The sequence below is a fragment of the Ruegeria sp. H6 genome (assembly GCF_056532975.1).
Genome location: NZ_JBQFOA010000001.1, coordinates 137,270 through 157,331 on the forward strand (window position 1 = coordinate 137,270; position 20,062 = coordinate 157,331).

The 20,062-nt window shown below is 58.2% G+C and carries 22 protein-coding genes and 1 tRNA gene; 16 read left to right on the plus strand and 7 right to left on the minus strand.

Features of this window, described 5'->3' with window-relative positions:
* Positions 1-4: 4 nt before the first annotated feature.
* The 3 genes from ACR0AG_RS00660 (at position 5) to ACR0AG_RS00670 (ending at position 3,202) form a co-directional block, all read left to right on the plus strand.
* The gene (locus ACR0AG_RS00660) at positions 5-370 is read left to right on the plus strand and encodes a hypothetical protein (protein ID WP_480835375.1); all 366 of its coding nucleotides are present in this window, start codon (positions 5-7) and stop codon (positions 368-370) included.
* Positions 371-1,129: 759 nt separating this feature from the next.
* Complete coding sequence (locus ACR0AG_RS00665; RefSeq protein WP_480835377.1) at positions 1,130-2,530, plus strand: selenium-binding protein SBP56-related protein; 1,401 nt, start codon at positions 1,130-1,132, stop codon at positions 2,528-2,530.
* A gap of 3 nt (positions 2,531-2,533) precedes the next feature.
* Positions 2,534-3,202: a hypothetical protein gene (locus ACR0AG_RS00670; protein WP_480835379.1), complete on the plus strand. Its 669-nt coding sequence runs from the start codon at positions 2,534-2,536 to the stop codon at positions 3,200-3,202.
* Positions 3,203-3,517: 315 nt separating this feature from the next.
* Here ACR0AG_RS00670 and ACR0AG_RS00675 read toward each other — a convergent pair.
* The 3 genes from ACR0AG_RS00675 to ACR0AG_RS00685 form a co-directional block, all read right to left on the minus strand.
* A tRNA-Met gene (locus tag ACR0AG_RS00675) sits at positions 3,518-3,594 on the minus strand.
* An 87-nt stretch (positions 3,595-3,681) separates the two neighbouring features.
* Entirely contained in the window at positions 3,682-4,641 is a 960-nt protein-coding gene (locus tag ACR0AG_RS00680; protein WP_480835381.1) for an alpha/beta fold hydrolase, read from the minus strand.
* A gap of 60 nt (positions 4,642-4,701) precedes the next feature.
* Complete coding sequence (locus ACR0AG_RS00685) at positions 4,702-5,505, minus strand: PaaX family transcriptional regulator C-terminal domain-containing protein (RefSeq protein ID WP_480835383.1); 804 nt, start codon at positions 5,503-5,505, stop codon at positions 4,702-4,704.
* A 209-nt stretch (positions 5,506-5,714) separates the two neighbouring features.
* On the opposite strand from ACR0AG_RS00685, the gene ACR0AG_RS00690 reads away from it, so the two are divergent.
* The gene (locus tag ACR0AG_RS00690) at positions 5,715-5,942 is read left to right on the plus strand and encodes a hypothetical protein (protein ID WP_480835385.1); all 228 of its coding nucleotides are present in this window, start codon (positions 5,715-5,717) and stop codon (positions 5,940-5,942) included.
* Positions 5,943-6,438: 496 nt separating this feature from the next.
* On the opposite strand, the gene ACR0AG_RS00695 is transcribed toward ACR0AG_RS00690, so the two are convergent.
* Both ACR0AG_RS00695 and rpe read right to left on the minus strand, forming a co-directional pair.
* Positions 6,439-7,257, minus strand: coding sequence for a cyclase family protein (locus ACR0AG_RS00695; protein WP_480835387.1), 819 nt, complete (start codon positions 7,255-7,257; stop codon positions 6,439-6,441).
* Positions 7,258-7,554: 297 nt separating this feature from the next.
* Positions 7,555-8,244, minus strand: a complete 690-nt coding sequence (gene rpe, locus ACR0AG_RS00700) for a ribulose-phosphate 3-epimerase (protein WP_480835389.1) — start codon at positions 8,242-8,244, stop codon at positions 7,555-7,557.
* A 168-nt stretch (positions 8,245-8,412) separates the two neighbouring features.
* Here rpe and phnC point away from each other — a divergent pair, with 168 nt between their 5' ends.
* The 5 genes from phnC (at position 8,413) to ACR0AG_RS00725 (ending at position 13,153) form a co-directional block, all read left to right on the plus strand.
* Entirely contained in the window at positions 8,413-9,234 is an 822-nt protein-coding gene (phnC, locus tag ACR0AG_RS00705; protein ID WP_480835391.1) for a phosphonate ABC transporter ATP-binding protein, read from the plus strand.
* 63 nt (positions 9,235-9,297) lie between these two features.
* On the plus strand, positions 9,298-10,200 hold the full coding sequence (phnD, locus tag ACR0AG_RS00710) for a phosphonate ABC transporter substrate-binding protein (protein WP_480835392.1): 903 nt from the start codon (positions 9,298-9,300) through the stop codon (positions 10,198-10,200).
* 67 nt (positions 10,201-10,267) lie between these two features.
* A complete protein-coding gene (gene phnE / locus ACR0AG_RS00715; protein WP_480835394.1) occupies positions 10,268-11,149 on the plus strand; it encodes a phosphonate ABC transporter, permease protein PhnE in 882 nt (293 codons plus the stop codon).
* Complete coding sequence (gene phnE, locus ACR0AG_RS00720; protein WP_480835396.1) at positions 11,146-12,513, plus strand: phosphonate ABC transporter, permease protein PhnE; 1,368 nt, start codon at positions 11,146-11,148, stop codon at positions 12,511-12,513. The genes phnE (ACR0AG_RS00715) and phnE (ACR0AG_RS00720) overlap by 4 nt, the downstream gene beginning before the upstream one ends.
* Before the next feature lie 25 nt (positions 12,514-12,538).
* Positions 12,539-13,153, plus strand: coding sequence for an LbetaH domain-containing protein (locus ACR0AG_RS00725; RefSeq protein ID WP_480835398.1), 615 nt, complete (start codon positions 12,539-12,541; stop codon positions 13,151-13,153).
* Between the two features lie 163 nt (positions 13,154-13,316).
* Here ACR0AG_RS00725 and phnF read toward each other — a convergent pair whose 3' ends face one another.
* The gene (phnF, locus tag ACR0AG_RS00730) at positions 13,317-14,027 is read right to left on the minus strand and encodes a phosphonate metabolism transcriptional regulator PhnF (RefSeq protein ID WP_480835400.1); all 711 of its coding nucleotides are present in this window, start codon (positions 14,025-14,027) and stop codon (positions 13,317-13,319) included.
* A gap of 103 nt (positions 14,028-14,130) precedes the next feature.
* Here phnF and phnG point away from each other — a divergent pair, with 103 nt between their 5' ends.
* The 7 genes from phnG to phnN all read left to right on the plus strand — a co-directional run bounded on the left by phnG (position 14,131) and on the right by phnN (position 19,389).
* The gene (gene phnG, locus ACR0AG_RS00735; protein WP_480835402.1) at positions 14,131-14,589 is read left to right on the plus strand and encodes a phosphonate C-P lyase system protein PhnG; all 459 of its coding nucleotides are present in this window, start codon (positions 14,131-14,133) and stop codon (positions 14,587-14,589) included.
* The gene (gene phnH, locus ACR0AG_RS00740) at positions 14,589-15,164 is read left to right on the plus strand and encodes a phosphonate C-P lyase system protein PhnH (protein ID WP_480835404.1); all 576 of its coding nucleotides are present in this window, start codon (positions 14,589-14,591) and stop codon (positions 15,162-15,164) included. The genes phnG and phnH overlap by 1 nt, the downstream gene beginning before the upstream one ends.
* 3 nt (positions 15,165-15,167) lie before the next feature.
* On the plus strand, positions 15,168-16,259 hold the full coding sequence (locus ACR0AG_RS00745) for a carbon-phosphorus lyase complex subunit (RefSeq protein ID WP_480835406.1): 1,092 nt from the start codon (positions 15,168-15,170) through the stop codon (positions 16,257-16,259).
* A 249-nt stretch (positions 16,260-16,508) separates the two neighbouring features.
* Positions 16,509-17,369, plus strand: a complete 861-nt coding sequence (locus tag ACR0AG_RS00750) for an alpha-D-ribose 1-methylphosphonate 5-phosphate C-P-lyase PhnJ (RefSeq protein WP_480835408.1) — start codon at positions 16,509-16,511, stop codon at positions 17,367-17,369.
* The gene (gene phnK / locus ACR0AG_RS00755; RefSeq protein ID WP_480835410.1) at positions 17,366-18,136 is read left to right on the plus strand and encodes a phosphonate C-P lyase system protein PhnK; all 771 of its coding nucleotides are present in this window, start codon (positions 17,366-17,368) and stop codon (positions 18,134-18,136) included. The genes ACR0AG_RS00750 and phnK overlap by 4 nt, the downstream gene beginning before the upstream one ends.
* Positions 18,137-18,160: 24 nt before the next feature.
* Entirely contained in the window at positions 18,161-18,844 is a 684-nt protein-coding gene (gene phnL / locus ACR0AG_RS00760) for a phosphonate C-P lyase system protein PhnL (RefSeq protein ID WP_480835412.1), read from the plus strand.
* The gene (phnN, locus tag ACR0AG_RS00765; protein ID WP_480835414.1) at positions 18,841-19,389 is read left to right on the plus strand and encodes a phosphonate metabolism protein/1,5-bisphosphokinase (PRPP-forming) PhnN; all 549 of its coding nucleotides are present in this window, start codon (positions 18,841-18,843) and stop codon (positions 19,387-19,389) included. The genes phnL and phnN overlap by 4 nt, the downstream gene beginning before the upstream one ends.
* Here the strand turns inward: phnN and ACR0AG_RS00770 are convergent.
* Positions 19,371-20,054 (minus strand): DUF1045 domain-containing protein, encoded by a 684-nt coding sequence (locus ACR0AG_RS00770; protein WP_480836846.1) that lies wholly within the window; start codon positions 20,052-20,054, stop codon positions 19,371-19,373. The two genes, phnN and ACR0AG_RS00770, sit on opposite strands and share 19 nt — an antisense overlap.
* Positions 20,055-20,062 lie beyond the last annotated feature (8 nt).

The following is a 20,062-nucleotide window of genomic DNA, read 5'->3' on the forward strand; positions in this document are numbered from 1 at the left end:
GCACATGGAAATACCGGCCACACTCACGGACATGAGAGAGCTTCACAGCGAGTTAAAGAGCGCGTCCACCGAACTGGGTGAACTGTGCCAACTCGGCAAGATGAGCGATGCAGGCCATGAGATAATGCATGAGCTATTGTTTGATGAGCGGCAGGACGTTTTCAGCGCCGCAAGCCGCAAGATTGCCAGCACTGCTGACGAACTGGCCGCACAACTGGATATCCTTGTGCTTGAAGCGGATGACGATCCTATCTGCATTCACGCCGACAACGACCACTACGGGCTTATGATGCGCGCTATCCGTGCCGGGGTGTCCCGCTTGGCAGCAAATCAGGACGTGCCAGTTCTCAGAGCTTTGGACGCTGGATAATTCATCGGCCCGAATTGCCTTGCATCCCATTGGCAATTCATCGCAGGTTGCAAAGCTTCTTCCTGAAGCAGTTCCGGCCAAATTGGTCACAAACGTACTTACCTTGATTGGGTTGGTCGGGACTTTAAATTTTTGCGCATTATCGTCTTAGGGAAGCTCGTTGTTCTGATGTCAACCGTCCACACGGCCCAGGTGTCCGTCGGTACACTAAGACGAATTGTTGCCATCGGGGGCGTTTGTAGGCCATCCACTTCCCCCGCTCACGTTCCAAGAAGAGGTTCATCAAATAATGACAAATAAAACAGGGCCCAAACTAGAGCCCAATCCGTTGTCTAAAAACGAGCAGACGGACCGAGTGGCTAGAGAGATAATTCGTGACGAAACAGAGGCTCGCGAAGAAAAAACCAGAAGGCTTAGAGAAGCGCGCCTCAGACGAGATGCGGATAACTGAGTTAGGATTTAGGTTTGTTTGGCCTTTCCGCTACGAAGGACACCCCCACGTTCAAAGCAATCACAGCCAGCTCGCCCCCAGCCATTCACCACTACTTAAAGCCGCCACTTGAACCGGGCGGTTTCTTTGCGCTGAGGTCCGCTCTGAGCCCATTTCGGTCATTAGAAGAGCCGATGCAAAACGGTAAATTCAAGTGCCTGAGTTTGGCGCGTTTTCGCGAATCTTGAATATGTGCCATTCTCAGTTCTGGGCGATACCAGACAAAAGTTGATTTAGATCTGGCGCCCGCGGCCTGGGAGGAGCCAGCTATGAACCTGAGACCTGACCCGACTTTTCACGCCACACCGAAACTTGCTATGGAGGCACCGGCGGAAACGCTCGCTTTCACATTGATGCTCAGTCCCGACGGCTCACAGCCGGATGGCCTGGCCGTTGTGGATGTTGACCCGAAATCGAAGACCTACAGTCAGATCGTCCATCAGCTTATCATGCCCAACAAGGGTGACGAGTTTCACCACTTTGGCTGGAACGCGTGCTCTTCTGCGCTTTCGCCCCTGACCGGGCATGCCTTTCTGGAACGCAGGTATCTGATCGTACCGGGAATCCGGTCCTCGCGCATCTACGTGATCGACGTTAAGGAACCCCTGAAGGCGAAGATTCACAAAATCATCGAACCCGAAGAGGTGTTCGCCAAAACTGGTTATTCCCGCCCGCACACTATCCACTGCGGTCCCGAAGGGATTTATGTTTCTACGCTCGGCGGCGGCGGTGCCGATGGCACGGATGGCCCTCCGGGCATTTTCATCATGGACTGCGAAACGTTTGATATACTTGGCCGCTACGAGATGGACCGAGGTGAACAGGACAAGCATTATGATTTCTGGTGGAACCTTCCGCGCGACTACATGGTGAGTTCTGAATGGGGGCTGCCGCCACAGTTTGAAAACGGGATCGTGGCCGAGGATCTGCTGTCCAACAAATACGGTCACAAGATCCATTTTTGGAACCTGCGCGAACGCCGCAACGTCCAAACCATTGATCTGGGAGAGAACCACCAGATGGCTTTGGAGATCCGACCTGCTCATGATCCGGCAAAGGATTATGGTTTTTGCGGTGTTGTCGTGGATACAACAAACCTGCAGGGCGCAATTTTTACGTGGTGGCAGAAGGATGACGGAACGTTCGAGGCTAAAAAGACGATCACGATTGATCCGCGACCTGAGAAGGCCGAGAACCTTCCACCCCTGTTGCAGGGATTTGAGGCCGTACCCCCATTGGTCACCGACATCGACCTGAGCCTGGACGACAAGTACCTCTACGTCGCCTGTTGGGGTCAGGGAGAAATGCATCAGTATGATGTTTCTGACCCGATGAACCCCAAGCTGACCGGCAAGGTTGAGCTTGGCGGGATTGCACGCGGGGCGAAACACCCGAACGGCAAGGGTTTTGTTTACGGCCCCCAAATGGTTGAGATCAGCCGGGACGGCAAACGAGTCTACTGGACTAACTCGTTGTATTCAACTTGGGACGATCAGTTCTACCCAGACGATGAGGGCGGGCAAATGGTCATGGCCAATGTCGGGGAAAACGGTGGTCTGGAACTGGACAAGGATTTCCATGTCGAGTTCCCCAAAGGCTATCGCAGCCACCAGATTCGCTTGGAAGGCGGAGACTGCTCAACAGATAGCTTCTGCTACCCGTCTGTCTAACTCGTGGAAGGATTAAACACGGCGACAGCCCTGTGGTGGGCTGTTGTCGCCTCGGGCATTTATCACGGGGTCAATCCGGGTATGGGTTGGCCTTTGGCAGTGTCTGCGGCGCTGATGGACAAAAAACGCAACAGCCTTTTCAGGGCGTTAACCGCGTTGGCAGCCGGGCATCTGGTGGCGATGGGCGCTATTCTGTTTCCCTTTGCCGCCCTGCTGTTTCTGGCCGAATGGCAGCGTGAGATTCAAATCTTCGCGGCCTGTCTCGTGATCGGACTGGGCGTGTATCTGTTTTTCAACCGGCGTCATCCGCGGATCCTTGCGCGGGTACCTCCTTCGCGGCTTGCGCTCTGGTCGTTTTTAGCAGCAATGGCGCACGGTGCGGGGCTGATGTTGGTCCCAATCTATCTTGGTATCTGCCGCACGATAGCCACTGACGCTGGCCATGCAGCAGCTGCTGATCTGATGACTGGAAACGCCAGAATCGCTGTTGGCGTCGCCTTAGCCCACACCATGGCCATGACAATCTCAGGCGGCTTGCTAGCGTTCGGAATATATCATTGGCTGGGTCTGCGATTTCTCTCAAAAGGGTGGTTCAACCTGGACGTAGTTTGGGCGCTAAGCTTGATCCTTGTTGGGTCGATTTCGCTGCTGTTCGTTCATTCTGCTGGCTAACATAAGCGCCGCGCCGAATAGGCCGCCGAGCCATTGTTTGGTTCGCATAGAGGCGAATGTCCGCTTTGTCCGCAGAGCTGACGCAGTTACCGACCACGGCACAGGTGGAACGGCGCACTCCAGAACTTACTCACCCCACTGTCTCGACTTGGGCATAGTGGTGAAAAATACGACGCTGGGCAAGGAATCACAACGCAGTGCTTGAGATGCAGTCTGGGAGCGAAAATCAGGCGCTTTGTCCCCCATATGTCCCCCAGAGGGATTATTGGGAAAGTTCGATTCGCATCGGGAATCGTTTAAGTGTTTGATTTTTAATGGTAGCGGAGGAGGGACTTGAACCCCCGACACGCGGATTATGATTCCGCTGCTCTAACCAACTGAGCTACTCCGCCACGAGTGAGAGGCGATTTAAGCGAGGGGTGGAGGAGGGTCAAGGGTGAAATGCGCAGATTGTATGGATTCTTTTGTCGCCACATACCTCAGCCCGCAGGACGCACGCCCGCGCCAATCGCGATTTTGTGGATAAAGGCGGCACAGGCCTTTGGGGCGGTGATGACGATCATGTGGCCGCGGTCCTGCATCTCTTCGAAGGTCAGGTCGAATTGAGTCATCGGCGCACCGTGCTGATGGGCGGACAAGACCGGATCTTCGGCGCCAAATAGGACACCGCCCGGAACGGAAAGTGTGCTGTACCTTTCGCTAAGCGCGCCCAGACTGGCCTGGGTGCCGATGACATCCTGTGAGGCGGTGATGAAGGCAGAAGGGCGCAATCCAAGTGCGCCGCCCGCACGATACAGGAAATCCGACGGCGCGGGTTCGGGTGCGAAGACGTCCTTGAGAACCAGCGGCGCAGTCTTGCGCGCCATTGGCACCGCAATTGTGTATCCGATCAGGTTTCGCAGCCATTCCGTCCGGATCTCAAGCGGTTTGAACACGGCCGGAGCCTCGGGCATCGGTTGGGTCAACGGCGAAATCAGCGCAATGGCCGACGTGTTTTCTGGATAATCCAACGCCATGGCGAGCGCGACTGCACCGCCCAGTGAGTGCCCCACCAATACTGCCTTGCTGATGTTTTTTGAACTCAGGAATTCATGAACCATTCGCCCCTGTTCGGGCAGTGGCGCGAATTGGGCGCTGTCACGGGTGGAATAACCGCATCCCGGGCGATCCACGGCAATGACGTGAAAATCGGGCGCCAACTCATCCATCATGGCATAGGTAAAATGCTGTAACTGGCCCGAAAGCCCATGGATCAGGACAACGGTCGGATTGTCAGGATCTCCCTTTTCAACATAGTGAATGCTGCCACCCCGAACCGGGACGATCTGGCCAAGCTGGGGGACCATCGCGTGCCCTTGTTTGGTCAGGCGTTGGGTCCACAGGAACATCACCAGCAAAATGAGTGCCACCAGAGACAGGATCGAAATCAAGATGGTCATTCCTAATGTCTCCTCACGGGCAAGAAAGATGGGTTTGATTGGTCTCTTTGCCGCGCGTCATCAGTCCGATTGGTTCAGAGTGTCGAGTGACGGTCTGGGAAGGCTGTCCAGCATATTGACCACAGCGCGGCGGCACTCCGGCCCAACCCAATCGGGGGGATAGAAATTTTTGGGCAGTTCCGGCTGACGCAACACAACCCTGCGCCAGCGGTGGACAAGTGCTGTGCGCAATGTCGCGCTTTCGGCGGGGGTTGGCGTCCAGCCTGTCGGGCGGACATCGCTGGCCGAGCGAACCGCATCCAGCAGGATCTGACACGCGGTGCGCCGTTCCGGAGGGCACAGCCGGTCCATCACCCATCTGGGTGTATGGGACGCGGAAACGGGTAGCACCAGAAGCCCCTCTGCCTGCTCCGGCACTGACCCGGGCCCCAAAGCGACATTGCGGTTAAGCGGTAAATAATCCTGGCTGAGCAACACGTCGTCGAGCAGCTGAATGCCTGCACCATCCGGGGCAATCAGGATATGCCAATTCGGATTTTGTTCCGACTGGGCAGCATAAATTCTTGGTGTGACAGCGGCAGATTGTTGGCGGCCATAGTCGGTCAGGAAATGCCGCGAAACGCGGCCGACGCGGTCGCTGTCGATCCAGCCGTCCTTGCGCAGGCGGTGCAGGGCCACACGGATCGCCTCGGGCTTGATGCCCAGCGGTTCGATCACGCGGGTCAATGCGCCACCGGAAATCTGGGCGCCCGGCGCTTGGGCAAGATCGCCAAACAAGGTGACAATGATTGACCACACCCGCTGATCCTGCGGGTCCGCCAATGTGGTCAAAGCGGTTTCGAACCAGGGATCTTTGCCGGTCATGAAACCAGTCTAATCCATTCGTTCGCGTATGAAAATTGGAATTCCCCGTTGGCCGGAAGCGCCGCGGGCATATATCCATCTCACTATTTCAGCCCGGTTTTTGAACGGGTTCCCTGGGGTCGCGTTTGCGCCCTTTCGGATCGGCGGCTGTTCAATACGTGATTTGGCGCGCAACTCGCATTCTGTTTTAATGCAGGCAGGAGGCGCACATGAAAAAGCCAGAGAGTTTCGACAAGTTCTACTACGCCAAAGTTGGTCTGGGCGAAGCTTGTGGCTGCGCAGAAAAGATCATCGACGTCTATGAGTTCAATCGAAAAGGCGGCGCGGTTCTGGGACGTCGCACCGTTGGAAAGAAACCATTGCGCCGATCATTGCGATCATTTGCTTTGAAATACGGGCTCATCAGTCGGAAACGGCCAATTCCACAGGAACGTTGAGACAGGACCATTTGCGTTTCTTTTAGCAGCGCATTTCAGTCACGCTGGTGCTGTCCTATGGCGTAGCTCAAAACGGCAGCCCAGATGCCATCGGTATGACACGCTGTGATCAAAGGGCGGTGGGATGAGCGCTCCACATCGGAAGTGCGATTTGGAGTTGTGACCGGGGCGCTCTCCTCCTGATACGCCCCGGTCTGGTGCGCCGCGTCCCAAAGGGCCGGGCTGCGTCCTGCAACGGCATCGTGATCCGAAAGGATGCCGCAAAGTAACCTGGCGCCACTATTGGTGGTTTGGAGCATCGAGTCGAGGCCGAATTGCATAGCGCCTGCAAAATAACAGGATCGTTCGGCGAACTGGGAATTGATTTCAGCGCTTCAATCGCAGCAACTGGGTGTGCGGCCAAGTCTTAATGAAAAAGCCCGCGCAAAGCGGGCTTTTGTCCAGAGCATTGGCGATCAAAAATCCGATGCCGGTGCCAGAGGTAAAATCGGCCCGATCAAACCATCGCAAAGATGCGGGCGGGCCCACCCGATCCCCCGCGATGCGCCGGTGCACCCACGATCAGGGTCGCACCATTGGCGGGAACTTTGTCGAGATTTGCAAGGTTTTCGATGCCGTAGCGGTTCGTGGGCAGCCATGCATAGTGGGTTGCGAAATCAGCCGAGGGCCCGTGGTCGAGCGACAGGGAATCCGACGCCAGCGCGACCGCGCCGGTTTCATCCATCAGCATCTGCGCCGCTTCGACGTGAAATCCGGGAAAATGCATCTTGCCTTCAGCGTCCGCATTTCGGAATTCCGGGGTGTTGGTCTTGGCCCCCCAGCCAGAATGCATCGCGATGCAAGCCCCGTCCGGGATCTCCCCATTTGCGGCAATCCACGCCTTGAGGTCGTCAGGCGTAACCTGCGCATCTGCGTCCTCTGCGGCCCGCGCGGCAATGTCGATCACGCAAAGCGGACAAACAAGGTTCGAGACCGGAATTTCGTCAACCGATTGTCCATCCGCGGAAAAGTGCAAAGGTGCATCTATATGCGTGCCGGTGTGTTCATTGACGGAAAGGTTGAACAGGTTGAAGCCGTTGTCTGCAAAGTTGAAGGCCTGGTTCGCTTCGATCCCGGGTTGCCCGAAATAGGTTGGGAAATCGGCGTCATAGATATGGGTCATATCGACGACCTCACCGTGACCCGCCGCCATTGCCGGGGGCGTTGCCGCTGTTCCCACGGCGGCCCCGGCTGCAACGGCCGCACCTGCCTTGAAGAAAGACCGTCGAGACATCATCCGGTCTTTGACCGCGTTCATTACACATACATCGCACATTTGTTCACTCCCTATTTTCCAACCGCCCAATGATTTGTCATCGGCTGTATTTGGCGAATTTAGCATATTCGGGCCTGTTTGACGTTAGCGTGGTACGGAAAGGTTCACATTCAATTGTTCGTCAGCAGGCAAGGGGAATGCCTAGAGCAGACTGGGCCCTCCCGCGCCCGCGCGGGATTGGTTGCACCAATCCCACTGACGGCCTTGGGCCCGGCATCGCGCTCTGCGCGATGCCGGGCCCAACAGGAGGAAGCGTTCCGCAAGGAACGTTGACGACTGGCGGGAGCGCTTTGGTGTTTAGCTCAGCGCGCTTTCTGCAGCAGCACGCACAGCCCGGATATTGTCACCATAGATTTCGGGGTTGCTGACCGATCCGCCCTTGAACACCGCAGACCCTGCGACCAGAACGTCGGCACCTGCGGCGGCGACCAGTGGTGCGGTTTTCGGGTCGACGCCACCGTCGATTTCGATGTGAACGGGGCGATCTCCGATCATCTGGCGCAGCTTGCGGACCTTGCCTGTCATGTCGATGAACTTCTGCCCGCCGAAGCCCGGGTTCACTGTCATCACGCAAACCAGATCGGTCAGGTCCAGAAGATGTTCGACGGCCTCGGCCGGGGTGCCGGGGTTCAGCGCAACACCAGCTTTCATGCCTGCCGCGCGAATGGCCTGCAACGTGCGATGCGTATGCGGCTCCGCTTCGATATGCGCCGTCAGGATATCCGCGCCCGCATCAGCATAAGCCTGAATATAAGGATCAACCGGCGCGATCATCAGGTGGACATCCATCACGGTCTTCACATGAGGACGAAACGCTTTCACCGCAGGTGGGCCAAAGGTCAGGTTCGGCACAAAATGCCCGTCCATGACATCCACGTGGACCCAATCCGCGCCTTGCGCTTCGATCGCCTGAATTTCCTGCCCGAAATTGGCGAAATCGGCGGAAAGAATGGAAGGGGCGATCTTGATGTTTCGGTCAAAGCTCATGTCTGGCCTCGTGACAGATGTGGGTTTCCGAGGGCGTATACCCGCGATCGCCGTGGATGGGTAGGCCCTGTGACATCTGCTCGGGCATTTACAAAACTTTCACTGAATCGACACGAACCTGTTTTCTGATCTCGGTAGCTGACCGCCAATGTGAATTGGGGGTGGCCTGTGCTGCGCATTGAAAAACTGACGAAGCGTTTCGGCGAAAACACAGCGGTGGACGCAGCGACGCTGGATGTAGACAAACCCTGCATGATCGGGATCATCGGCCGCAGTGGCGCGGGCAAATCCACTCTGCTGCGGATGATCAATCGCCTGACGGATGCAAGCGCGGGCAAAATCCTGTTCGACGGCCGTGATGTTACCAAGTTGAAGGGCCGCGACAAACGTGCGTGGCAGGCCGACTGCGCCATGATCTTTCAGCAGTTCAATCTGGTTCCGCGAATGGATGTGGTGTCGAACGTATTGCACGGAACGCTGAACCGCCATTCGACGCTGGCCACGATGTTCAACCTTTTCCCGATGGAGGATATCCACCGGGCCATCGATATTCTGGATCGTCTTGGAATTGCTGAACACGCGCCCAAGCGGGCCGAGGCCTTATCTGGTGGGCAGCAACAGCGCGTGGCCATCGCCCGCGCGCTCATGCAGGACCCAAAGATCATTCTTGCGGATGAACCCATCGCCTCGCTGGACCCGATGAACGCGCAGGTGGTGATGCAGGCCCTACGCCGCATCCACGAAGAGGATGGCCGGACAGTAATCGCCAACCTGCACACGCTGGACACCGCGCGCCGCTATTGCGACCGCGTCGTCGGAATGCGCGACGGGCGTATCGTATTCGATGGCCTTCCCGAGCAACTGACCACGGGCGTTGCACGCGAAATCTATGGCGCCGATGCCAGCTTTTCCGAAGAGGCGACCTCGACCGAGATCGACACGCTCGACGCCGCGCAAAAGGCCATCATGGAAGCGGAAGCGACCATCTGAGCCACCCAACCCTTTCATCGACCGGCCGATGAAAGGCCGGCACATCAACCCGGAGAGAGACAGATGAAAAAACTGATTGCTGCCCTTGCCGCAACCACTACCATGACCACACCGATCCTGGCGCAGGAGATCAGCGAATTCCGCATTGGTATCCTTGGCGGTGAAAACGCTCAGGACCGGCTGGCCAAGCACGACTGCTTGGCGGAATACACCACCGAAGCGTTGGGTGTTGAGACCAAGCTGTTCGCCCCTGCCGATTATGACGGCGTGATCCAGGGCCTGCTGGGGGGCACCATCGATCTGGCTTGGCTGGGCGCGTCGGGCTATGCCAAAACCTATCTGAGCGATGCAAGCGCGGTTGAACCGGTTCTGGTCAAGGTTAACACCGATGGCGGCTATGGCTACTACTCGGTTGGCTTTGCCCGCAAGGACAGTGGCATCAACTCGCTGGAGGATATGCAGGGCAAGACCTTTGGATTTGGCGATCCGAACTCGACCTCGGGCTATCTGATCCCGTCGATTGAAATTCCCGAGGCGACCGGTGCGACCATGGACTCGGGCGATTATTTTGGTGAGGTCAAGTTCACCGGCGGTCATGAACAGACCATCGTTGCGGTCAACAACGGCGACGTTGACGGCGGTGTGACCTGGGCAGATGGTCTGGGCGATTGGGAAGATGGCTTCAACTCGGGCGCATTGCGGCGCGCGGTAGACGCAGGTCTCGTGGACATGAACGATCTGGTCATGATCTGGCAATCCAAGCCGATCCCTGAAGGGCCCATCGTATTGCGCTCGGCCCTGCCTGCGGACGTCAAAGAAAAGATGACCGACCTGATGGCCAACCTGCACGAAAAAGATCGTGAGTGTTTCTATGGTGTGGCTGCTGGCGAAGCCAAGGCGTTCGAACCGATCACGCATGAGGCTTATGAGATCATCATCGAAGCCCGCAAGCTGAAGTCGAACTAAGCTTGCCCATCAAATGGGCAGGGTCCGGTGTGTAACCGGGCCCTGTTTCCCCCCTCAGGAGCATTCCATGACAGACCTGACCGCGCGGGCCTTCGGTATCGACCAGATCCGTGAAGAATACACCACGATAACGCGGCGCAAGCGGGCCTATGGTTGTATCCTCCTGATCCTTTTTGTAGCGCTGATGGCCGCTGGTTTTCGAACAGCTGACACCCGCAACGCAGGCAGCTTTGCCGATGGTTGGCACCGCATATTCGACTATCCTGCCGAAGTCCTGTCCGAGGCCTGGGAAAAGATCGGCTTGCTGCCTGAAAACCTGATCCGGTTCTTTCCGGCGCTGATCGAGACGATCAATATCGCCGCTGCCTCGACCCTGATTGGGACCATCGCGGGTACGTTCCTGGCGCTGATGTCCACGCGGGGCATGGCGCTTTGGCCTTCGCTAATTCCGGTATTTCGCCGCATCGCGGATATCTGCCGTGCCGTGCCAGAGATCGTGATCGCCCTGGTTTTGATCTTTGTGCTGGGCGGCGGCCCGGTGCCTGCGATGATCGCCATTGCATTTCACACCGCAGGTGCGCTGGGCAAACTGTTTTCCGAGGTCAACGAGAACGCCTCACTGAAACCGGTCGAAGGGCTGCATTCGGTTGGGGCAAACTGGTCGCAGCGCATGTATCTGGGCGTGATCCCGCAAGTCGGCCCGAACTATGTCAGCTATGCCCTGCTGCGGTTCGAGATCAATATCCGCGCATCGGCCATCCTGGGCTTCGTCGGGGCCGGGGGTCTTGGCTACGAACTGCGCAACGCCATGTCTTGGGGGCAGGGTCGGTATGATGAGGCCGCAGCGATCTTCCTGTTGCTCTTCGTCACCATCGTTGTTGTGGATCAGATGTCCGGCTACTTGCGAGATCGTCTGACCCACGGGGCCGAAAAAGGAGCCGCAGCATGAGCACCTTTGCCACCGATCTGTCCATTGACGAGTTGAAGGCCGAGGCTGATCGCCTGTTCAGCCGCAAGCGGATCACGAACTTCGCTTTGCCGGGATTGGTGCTGCTCTATCTCGTCTATGTGTTCTTTGCCTTCGATGTGCCGGGCCTGGCCGAAAGGGCCAATTGGGCGAACGGCAAGACGCTGGTCGCCGACAGCTATAGCTACAAAACCCACGTCGAACGCGACAACCGCAATGGCACGGTTTCCGTTGCTATCGAGGGGGAGCGCAAGGGCAGCTATCCTGAAGGCGCCGCGCCCGATTGGGTGGCGCTGGGCGAGATCACAGTGATTGATCTGGAAGATGGCCATCAGGTGCGTTTTGGGCCTGAGACCATCGAATATGACATCCCCGGCTACGGAACGGTGCGCGCCACGCCCAGCCGATCTGCAGGTGTGCAGGCCGAATTCCCTGCCGGAGAAGTGCCCGACTGGATCAATGTGTCAAAAAACCGCCTGGCCGTGACCACGGTTGCAGGCCGCCTGACCGTCACCCGCAACCGGTCCGAGGTCTTTCGGTACTTCAACGGGTGGGAGCTGTTCTGGTTCACGCTGGACAGTCCTTATTACGGCAAGTCTTTCCCTGAACTGGCCTCCCGGACTGTATTGGGCGAAGCGGGTGCGATTTTCAACGATTTCTGGACCAACAAGATGTGGCGGCATCAGGATGTGGGCTGGGCCATTTTCGAGACCATCCTGATGGCCTTTCTTGGTACTTTTGGGGCGGCCATGGTGGCTTTGCCGTTGGCCTTTCTGGCGACGCGCAATTTCAACCCGATGCGATCTGTCCGCTTCGTGACCCGGCGCGTGTTTGACTTTGTCCGCGGCGTGGACGCTTTGATCTGGACAGTCGTTCTGGCGCGCGCGTTCGGGCCCGGGCCGCTGACCGGAGCTCTGGCCATTCTGGTCACGGATACAGGTACATTCGGCAAGATATTCTCGGAAGCGCTGGAGAATGTGGATAACAAGCAGATCAAAGGTGTTCAGTCCACCGGAGCCAACGCACCGCAGCGCTATCGCTTCGGGGTTATCCCGCAGATCACGCCGGTCCTGTTGAGCCAGTTGCTTTATTTTCTGGAATCCAATACCCGCAGTGCGACTGTGATCGGTGCGATCACGGGCGGTGGTATTGGCCTGTTGCTGACGCAGGCGATCATCACGCAGAAAGATTGGGAAGAGGTGGCCTATTACATCGTTCTGATCATTTTGATGGTGATGATGATGGATTGGTTCTCGGGCTGGCTGCGCAAACGTCTGATCAAGGGCGAGGGCGGGCCCAAACGCAAAAGCCGTGCGGCCAGGGCGCAGCATGCAAAGGCCGGTTAAGTCCGAATGACATAACGGAGAAGACATGGCGCGCCTGTGCCCGGAAGAACCGCTGATACATCCTGATTGCTTGGTTACGGAAAGCACCTTTGGCGCTTTTGTCGAGATCGGTGCCGGAACCCGTGTGGCGAATTCGGAGATCGGAGATTATTCCTATTGTGACCGCACCTGCGATATCGCCAATGCCACCATCGGCAAATTTGCCAATATCGCAAGCTTCGCCCGTATCGGGGCGCCGGATCATCCGTGGCAAAAGGCATCTCAGCATCACTTCCTTTATCGTTCGGCCAGCTATTGGGATGATGTCGAAGATGACGCCAGCTGGTTTGCCCAGCGGGCCAGCCGCCGGGTCACAGTTGGTCACGACACGTGGATCGGTCACGCCGCGATCATCAAGCCCGACGTGACGATCGGCCACGGCGCAGTTGTGGCTGCTGGCGCCGTCGTGACCAAAGGCGTCGCCCCCTACATGATCGTAGGAGGGGTGACAGCAGACGTCATCCGCCCCCGCTATCCCGAACCGGTGGCCGAGCGGATGATGGCGCTGGCCTGGTGGGATTGGAGCCACGCACGATTGCGGATGGCCTTGGAGGATTTCAGAACCCTGGAAGCGGAAGCGTTTCTGGAGAAATACGAATAAGTCGCACGTGTGGCGGGCCAGAACTCTTCCGCGCCCGCATCAGTATCGGCTTCGCCGAAACAGATTGGCGGCCTTGGGCCCGGCGCCGCGCAACGCGCGGCGCTACCCCCAACGGGATGAGGCCTCCGCAAGGAGGCTGAAGACGGGCGGGAGGGCCCCCGTCTTACTCTTCGCCCAAAGTCAGGGTCACGCGCTCTCCGGCAAAAACGGTTTTGCCGTATTCGACGGGCACGCCGTCTACATCTGCGTTGATACCCAGGGAATGCAGCACCGGTGCACCTTCGGTCAACCGCAGGTGCAGGGCTTGTGTGGCGCTGACCGCACGTGCCGTCAATCGGGTCGAAGCACGGGTATAGTCCGCCACGCCACAGACCTGCAATGCCTTTGTCACCGAGCCGGTGCCGATCAAAGCATCCAGTATTCCGGGCAATCGCGCGGCGGGGAAGACGCTTTGGAACATGGCAATCGGTTCGTCATCGGCCAGCGACAGCCCGTCATAGACATGCACCGGGTCTCCTGCTGACAGGTCAAGTGCCTCTGCTTCGGCCTCGTCCGCTGCGCGTGTTGTCAACGACAGGATCGATTTGCCGGGGATCTTGCCGCTTGCGGAAATGCTCTGGTGATATCGGACCCGCTTGCCGATCGGATAATCTGTTGGTCGTGCGGCCACGAACACCCCCGCCCCGCGACGTGCGTGCACAAGGCCCTGTTCGGCCATTTCTGACAGGGCGCGCCTGACGGTGTGCCGGTTCACCCCGTGCTGAGCGGACAGCTGTGCCTCGGTCGGCAGGCGATCCCCGGTTCCATACCGACCCTCGGCAATATCCGATGTCAGGCTAAGGGCGATGCTTTTCCAGATTGGTGTTTTGCTCATGTCATCAAAAATTCACAAGGTGCCGGATTGCGACGCGCCCCGCTTGGCGTTAATATTTGTCTAGTTGTATAGTATATACAGACAACCCGACCAAGAGGGTTTTATGGCGGACCAGACGAATTCTTTGAACGAGACTAGAAAGGCGTGGATGGGGTTGCTGGCGAAAGCGCCCCAGCAAGCCCTTCTGAACTTGTGGCGCAATGCCGGGCTGCAGCCGGCATTTGAATGGTTACGCGCGCCAGAGATCGGCGCCGTAATGGTCCGGGGCCGCGCAGGCGGGACCGGCGCGCCGTTCAACCTGGGTGAGATGAGCGTCACCAGATGTACCCTGAAGCTGCCCGGTGGAGAGGTTGGTCACGGCTACGTGCAAGGGCGCAGCAAAGCAGCAACCGAGGTTGCCGCCCTGATTGATGCGCTGATGCAGACCCCATCCGCTGATGACGTGCAGAGTAAGATTCTTGAGCCGCTGCAAAGCCAAATGGACACAACCAAAACAACACGCGCCGCAAAAGCGGCGGCAACAAAAGTTGAGTTTTTCACCGTAGCGCGGGGGGAGGATTGATGGACGCGCAGACACAGTTTTCGGGTGGCTTTCAGAATGCGCCCATAGATGCGGCGCACGCGTTTCGTGCCGCCATGACCGTGATGGCACGGCCCGGTGAAATTCGTCAGATCACGGGCGCGCAACCTCCAGTGCCTTTGTCGGTTGCTGCCGGGACCTTGCTGCTGACGCTGTGCGATCCGGAAACCGGTGTTCATTTGGCGCAGAGCTTCGATACGCCCGCAGTCAGGGCCTGGCTGACCTTCCACACAGGCGCGCCAATCGTAGAGGCCTCGGTTGCCGACTTTGCGGTTGGCACCTGGGCCGGGCTTATGCCCCTCAGCAGCTACCGCATTGGCACGTCCGAATACCCGGACCGGTCGGCGACCCTGATTGTCGAATGCGATGAGTTGCGGCCCAGCGGTGCCGTTCTGCGCGGGCCGGGGATCCGGCATTCAGCTCAGCTTTCTTTGCCTGATGCTGGGGCCTTGCAGCGAAATGCGGCGTTGTTCCCGCTGGGATGTGATTTCTTCTTTACCTGCGATCACCGGGTCGCGGCGCTGCCGCGCAGCACGCAGATCGAAGCCGAGGGTTAAGCGATGTATGTTGCGGTGAAAGGCGGCGAAAAAGCCATAGAAAACGCCCACGCATGGCTGGCGGAGGAGCGCCGGGGGCCAACAGATATTGCCGAACTGAGCATTGATCAGATACGCAGTCAGCTGAGCCTTGCGGTAAATCGGGTGATGGCCGAGGGCTCGCTCTATGATCCCGATCTGGCTGCTTTGGCCATCAAGCAGGCGCGCGGGGATCTGATCGAGGCTGTGTTCCTGATCCGCGCCTATCGCACGACGCTGCCAAGATTTGGCTATTCCGAACCGGTCGCTACCGGCGACATGGCCTGTGACCGCCGGATCTCGGCCACCTTCAAGGACGCGCCGGGTGGGCAGGTGTTGGGGCCGACTTTTGATTACACCCATCGCTTGCTGGATTTCAAACTGGCCGCGGAGGGCGACATACCAGCCGCAGTAAAAGCACCGCCACGCACCGAACCGACACCGCATATCACCGAATTTCTGCAGGGCGAAGACATCATTCAATCCGAACCCGAATGCGCGGATACTCCGGGTGACCTGACCCGTGAACCGATGGAGTTTCCTTCCAATCGCCTGGTGCGTCTGCAATCGCTGACACGCGGTGACGAAGGCTTTGTCCTTGGCATGGCCTATTCAACGCAGCGTGGCTATGCGCGCAACCATGCCTTTGTGGGCGAGCTTCGGATCGGAAAAGTGCCAGTCGAGATGGACATACCCGAGCTTGGTTTTGCCATCGAGATCGGCGAGGTCGAACTGACCGAATGCGAAACGGTCAATCAGTTCAAAGGTTCAAAAACCGAACCGCCGCAGTTCACCCGGGGCTATGGTCTGGTCTTTGGTCAATCCGAGCGCAAGTCCATCGCGATGGCACTGGTTGACCGCGCTTTGCGCTGGGAAGAGCTGGGCGAGGACAATCTGGGCGCACCCGCGCAAGACGAAGAATTTGTGCTGAGCCATGCCGACAACATCCAGGCCACCGGGTTTCTGGAACATATCAAATTACCGCATTACGTCGATTTTCAGTCCGAGCTGGAGCTTGTGCGGAAACTACGCCGCGAGGCCGAAGAGCGGATTGCCCCGAAGGAGGCGGCGGAATGAGACTAGTCGCCACTGTCGCTAAAATCGACGCTTGTATTGGAGTGGCTAGTGTCCAGAATATTGTTGGGGCTATCAGATACTCGTCTGCTTTGACGAGGCACATCGTAGTATCCCAGACTAAATCTGATGAGCGTTCTAATCAAAAGAACCAACAGAGCTACGACGATCAAGATTCCGATTGTGCCAGTCCAAGTCTCAGTGCTCATTCAATTCCCTCAAAAGTAGAAAATCTCGATAGCGGCTACGAATATGTCTGAATACAACTTTGCATATCTGGACGAACAGACCAAGCGGATGATCCGGCGGGCGATCCTCAAGGGTCTGGCCGTGCCCGGTTATCAGGTGCCCTTTGCCAGCCGCGAGATGCCGATGCCTTATGGTTGGGGCACCGGTGGGGTGCAGGTTTCGGCGGCCACTTTGACGCCGGACGATACGTTCAAGGTGATCGATCAGGGGGCTGATGACACGACAAATGCGGTGTCGATTCGCAAGTTCTTTGAAAAAACAGCCAGTGTCGAGACGACCGAGGAAACCGCGAAAGCCACGGTGATCCAGACCCGTCACCGTATCCCCGAGGTCGAACTGACCGAAGATCAGATACTCGTCTATCAGGTTCCGATCCCCGAACCACTGCGATTTCTGGAGCCGCGCGAGACGGAGACTCGCAAAATGCACAGCCTTGAGGAATACGGGCTGATGCATGTGAAACTGTACGAAGATATCAGCCAGCACGGCGCGATTTCGACGGCCTATGCTTATCCGGTCAAGGTATCTGGCCGGTATGTGATGGACCCGTCGCCGATCCCGAAATTCGACAACCCAAAGCTTGAAATGGACGCAATCCAGCTGTTTGGCGCAGGGCGCGAGCAGCGGATCTATGCCGTGCCGCCCCATACCAAAGTCGTGAGCCTCGATTTCGAAGATTACCCGTTTGAGGCGACGAAGGCAGATCATCCTTGTGATCTGTGCGGGGCAGAAAACAGCTATCTGGACGAAGTGATCATGGATGACGCGGGCAATCGGATGTTCGTGTGTTCCGACACCGACTATTGCCGCTCGCGCCGGGCGGCGGGGCATGTGGGGCGACTGGCCGGAGAGGATGCGGCATGACACCGTTGTTACAGGTCAAGGGCATCGAAAAACGCTATGGCGCGCGGATCGGATGCAAGGATGTGAGTTTCGATCTCTATCTCGGTGAGGTGATGGGGATTGTCGGCGAAAGCGGATCGGGCAAGTCGACCTTGCTGAATTGTCTGGCCGGGCATCTGGATCCTGATGCAGGGCAGGTGATCTTTGACACGCGCACCGACGGTCCGGTGGATACGGTCACCATGTCAGAGCCGGAACGCCGGATGCTGGGGCGCACCGACTGGGCTTTTGTCCACCAGCACGCGCGCGACGGTTTGCGCATGTCAGTCAGCGCAGGCGGTAATATCGGCGAACGGCTGATGGCCGTTGGCAGCCGGCATTACGGTAATATCCGCTCCAATGCGGTCGATTGGCTGGGTCGGGTCGAGATTGAGGCCGAGCGGGTTGATGATCGCCCAACCGCCTTTTCCGGTGGGATGCAGCAACGGTTGCAGATCGCGCGCAATCTGGTGACAGGCCCCCGGCTGGTGTTCATGGATGAGCCGACCGGCGGGCTTGATGTTTCGGTTCAGGCGCGCCTGCTGGATCTGCTGCGCGGATTGGTGCGCGAGATGGGTCTGAGCGCCATCATCGTGACCCATGACCTCGCTGTCGTGCGCCTGTTGGCGGACCGCTTGATGGTGATGAAGGACGGTTATGTGGTCGAGGCCGGATTGACCGACCAGGTGCTGGACGACCCGCAACATGCCTATACGCAGCTGCTCGTGTCGAGCGTTCTGCAGGTTTGAGTATTTTTGAAAAGATGAATTGTGATGATCGAGCTTAAGGATGTCAGCAAGAGTTTCACCCTGCACAATCAGGGCGGTGCCGTGATTCCGGTCATGGAAGGCGCTTGCCTGAGTGCCCGGCCCGGCGAATGTGTGGCCCTGACGGGTGCCTCGGGCGCGGGTAAATCGACGTTAATGCGGGTGATCTACGGCAATTACCTTGCGGCGTCGGGTCAGGTCCTTGTTGGTGGTTTGGATATTGCCAAAGCCGAACCGCGCGAAATCCTTGCATTGCGGCGCGAGACATTGGGCTATGTCAGCCAGTTTCTGCGCGTGGTTCCGCGTGTGCCCACGCTTGAGGTTGTGGCCGAACCCTTGCTGGCGGTCGGCTGGGATAAGCCCCGCGCACTGGAAAAGGCGGCGGGCCTGCTGGAACGGCTGAACATTCCGAACCGGTTGTGGTCGCTGAGCCCCACGACATTTTCCGGAGGTGAGCAGCAGCGCGTGAACATCGCGCGCGGGTTTGCCTATGATTATCCGGCGTTGTTGCTGGATGAACCGACCGCCAGTCTTGACGCGCGCAATCGCGAGACGGTTTTGGCGCTGATCGAAGAGGCCAAAAACCGCGGCGCCGCGATTGTGGGGATATTCCACGATATCGAAGCCCGGGCTCGGGTCTGTGACCGCGAGGTTGATGTTTCGGGTTTCACGCCGGGCATTGCCGCATGACGCGTGCACCGGTCATAGCGGTGGTCGGCCCCTCTGGCGTCGGCAAGGACAGCGTGATGGCCGCGCTAGAGGCCCGCGCGCCGGGGTTCAGGCGCGCTCGACGGGTCATTACCAGACCTGCGGGCGAAGAGGGCGAGGATTTTGATCGCGTCTCTGAACAGGTTTTCGAGCAGATGGCCCAAAACGGTGGATTTGCCGTGCATTGGGCGGCCCACGGGATGCGCTATGGAGTGCCGATCGCGATTGAGGAGCTTCGCCACGATTCGCGTGCCGTTCTGGTCAACCTGTCCCGCGCGGTGTTGATGCAGGCACAAGGGGTCTTTGGCAATCTGCTGGTGATCTCGCTGAAAGCGGACCCTCGGGTGCTGATGCAGCGTCTATCGGACCGTGGGCGCGAGTCCGGGCCGGAGCAGCTACGTCGGTTGCAAAGGGCATCCGCCCCTTTGCCCGAAGGCTTGCACAGCGTTATCGAAATCGACAACTCGTGCGCGCTGGAGCATACGGTCGATGAAATTCTCACGCGTCTTCAACCGGAAAGGCCGTAGCGATGGATCAGGTGAAATCGTCCATCCTGTGCCTCGCCCATCAGGGCCAAATTGCTGATTTCGAAGGGTTTTGGCAAAAGTGGCGCAAGCCGCAGGTTCAGCGTGCTCTCGGTCCTGCCAAGCGTGGCTTTGTCCAGCTTGCCGCTCAGCGTGATGTGGAACCGAAACGCGTCCATCACGAACGGGTAACCCCATTGAGTCAGGTTCGCATCCTGCACAGGACTCAGGCCATTGGCCCGGCGGCGGGCCAGCTCCGCGTCGGTCGCGGGAGCGCGAAAGCTATCGAGATCGCGCACACAAGCTGCGGCCAGCGCGTTCAATCGCGCCTCGTCCCCACGGGGGCGCAACGCCAGAAAACGTCCCAGGCGTGCAATTTTGAGCCCATCAAGGGTGACCGGTGCCAGCCCGGCCGCAAGGGTGGCGCATGCGGCTTTAAGATCGGCAACGGTCTGACCTTCGCGCAACCGAAAAGGCGGCTTGATCGTCGCGTGAAGGCCGTATTTGCGGGGCACGTCGGTGATGGCGGCGACACCCAGGTCAGCCACGGACGGATGCGGCACCTCTTGGCCGGTTTCCATGTTCCAACCCAACCAGGCCGTTGCAAACCGCGCCCAGTCTTCGTCGGCGGGCGGGGCGTAATAGATCGCGTATCGCGTGAATGTCACATTGGCCT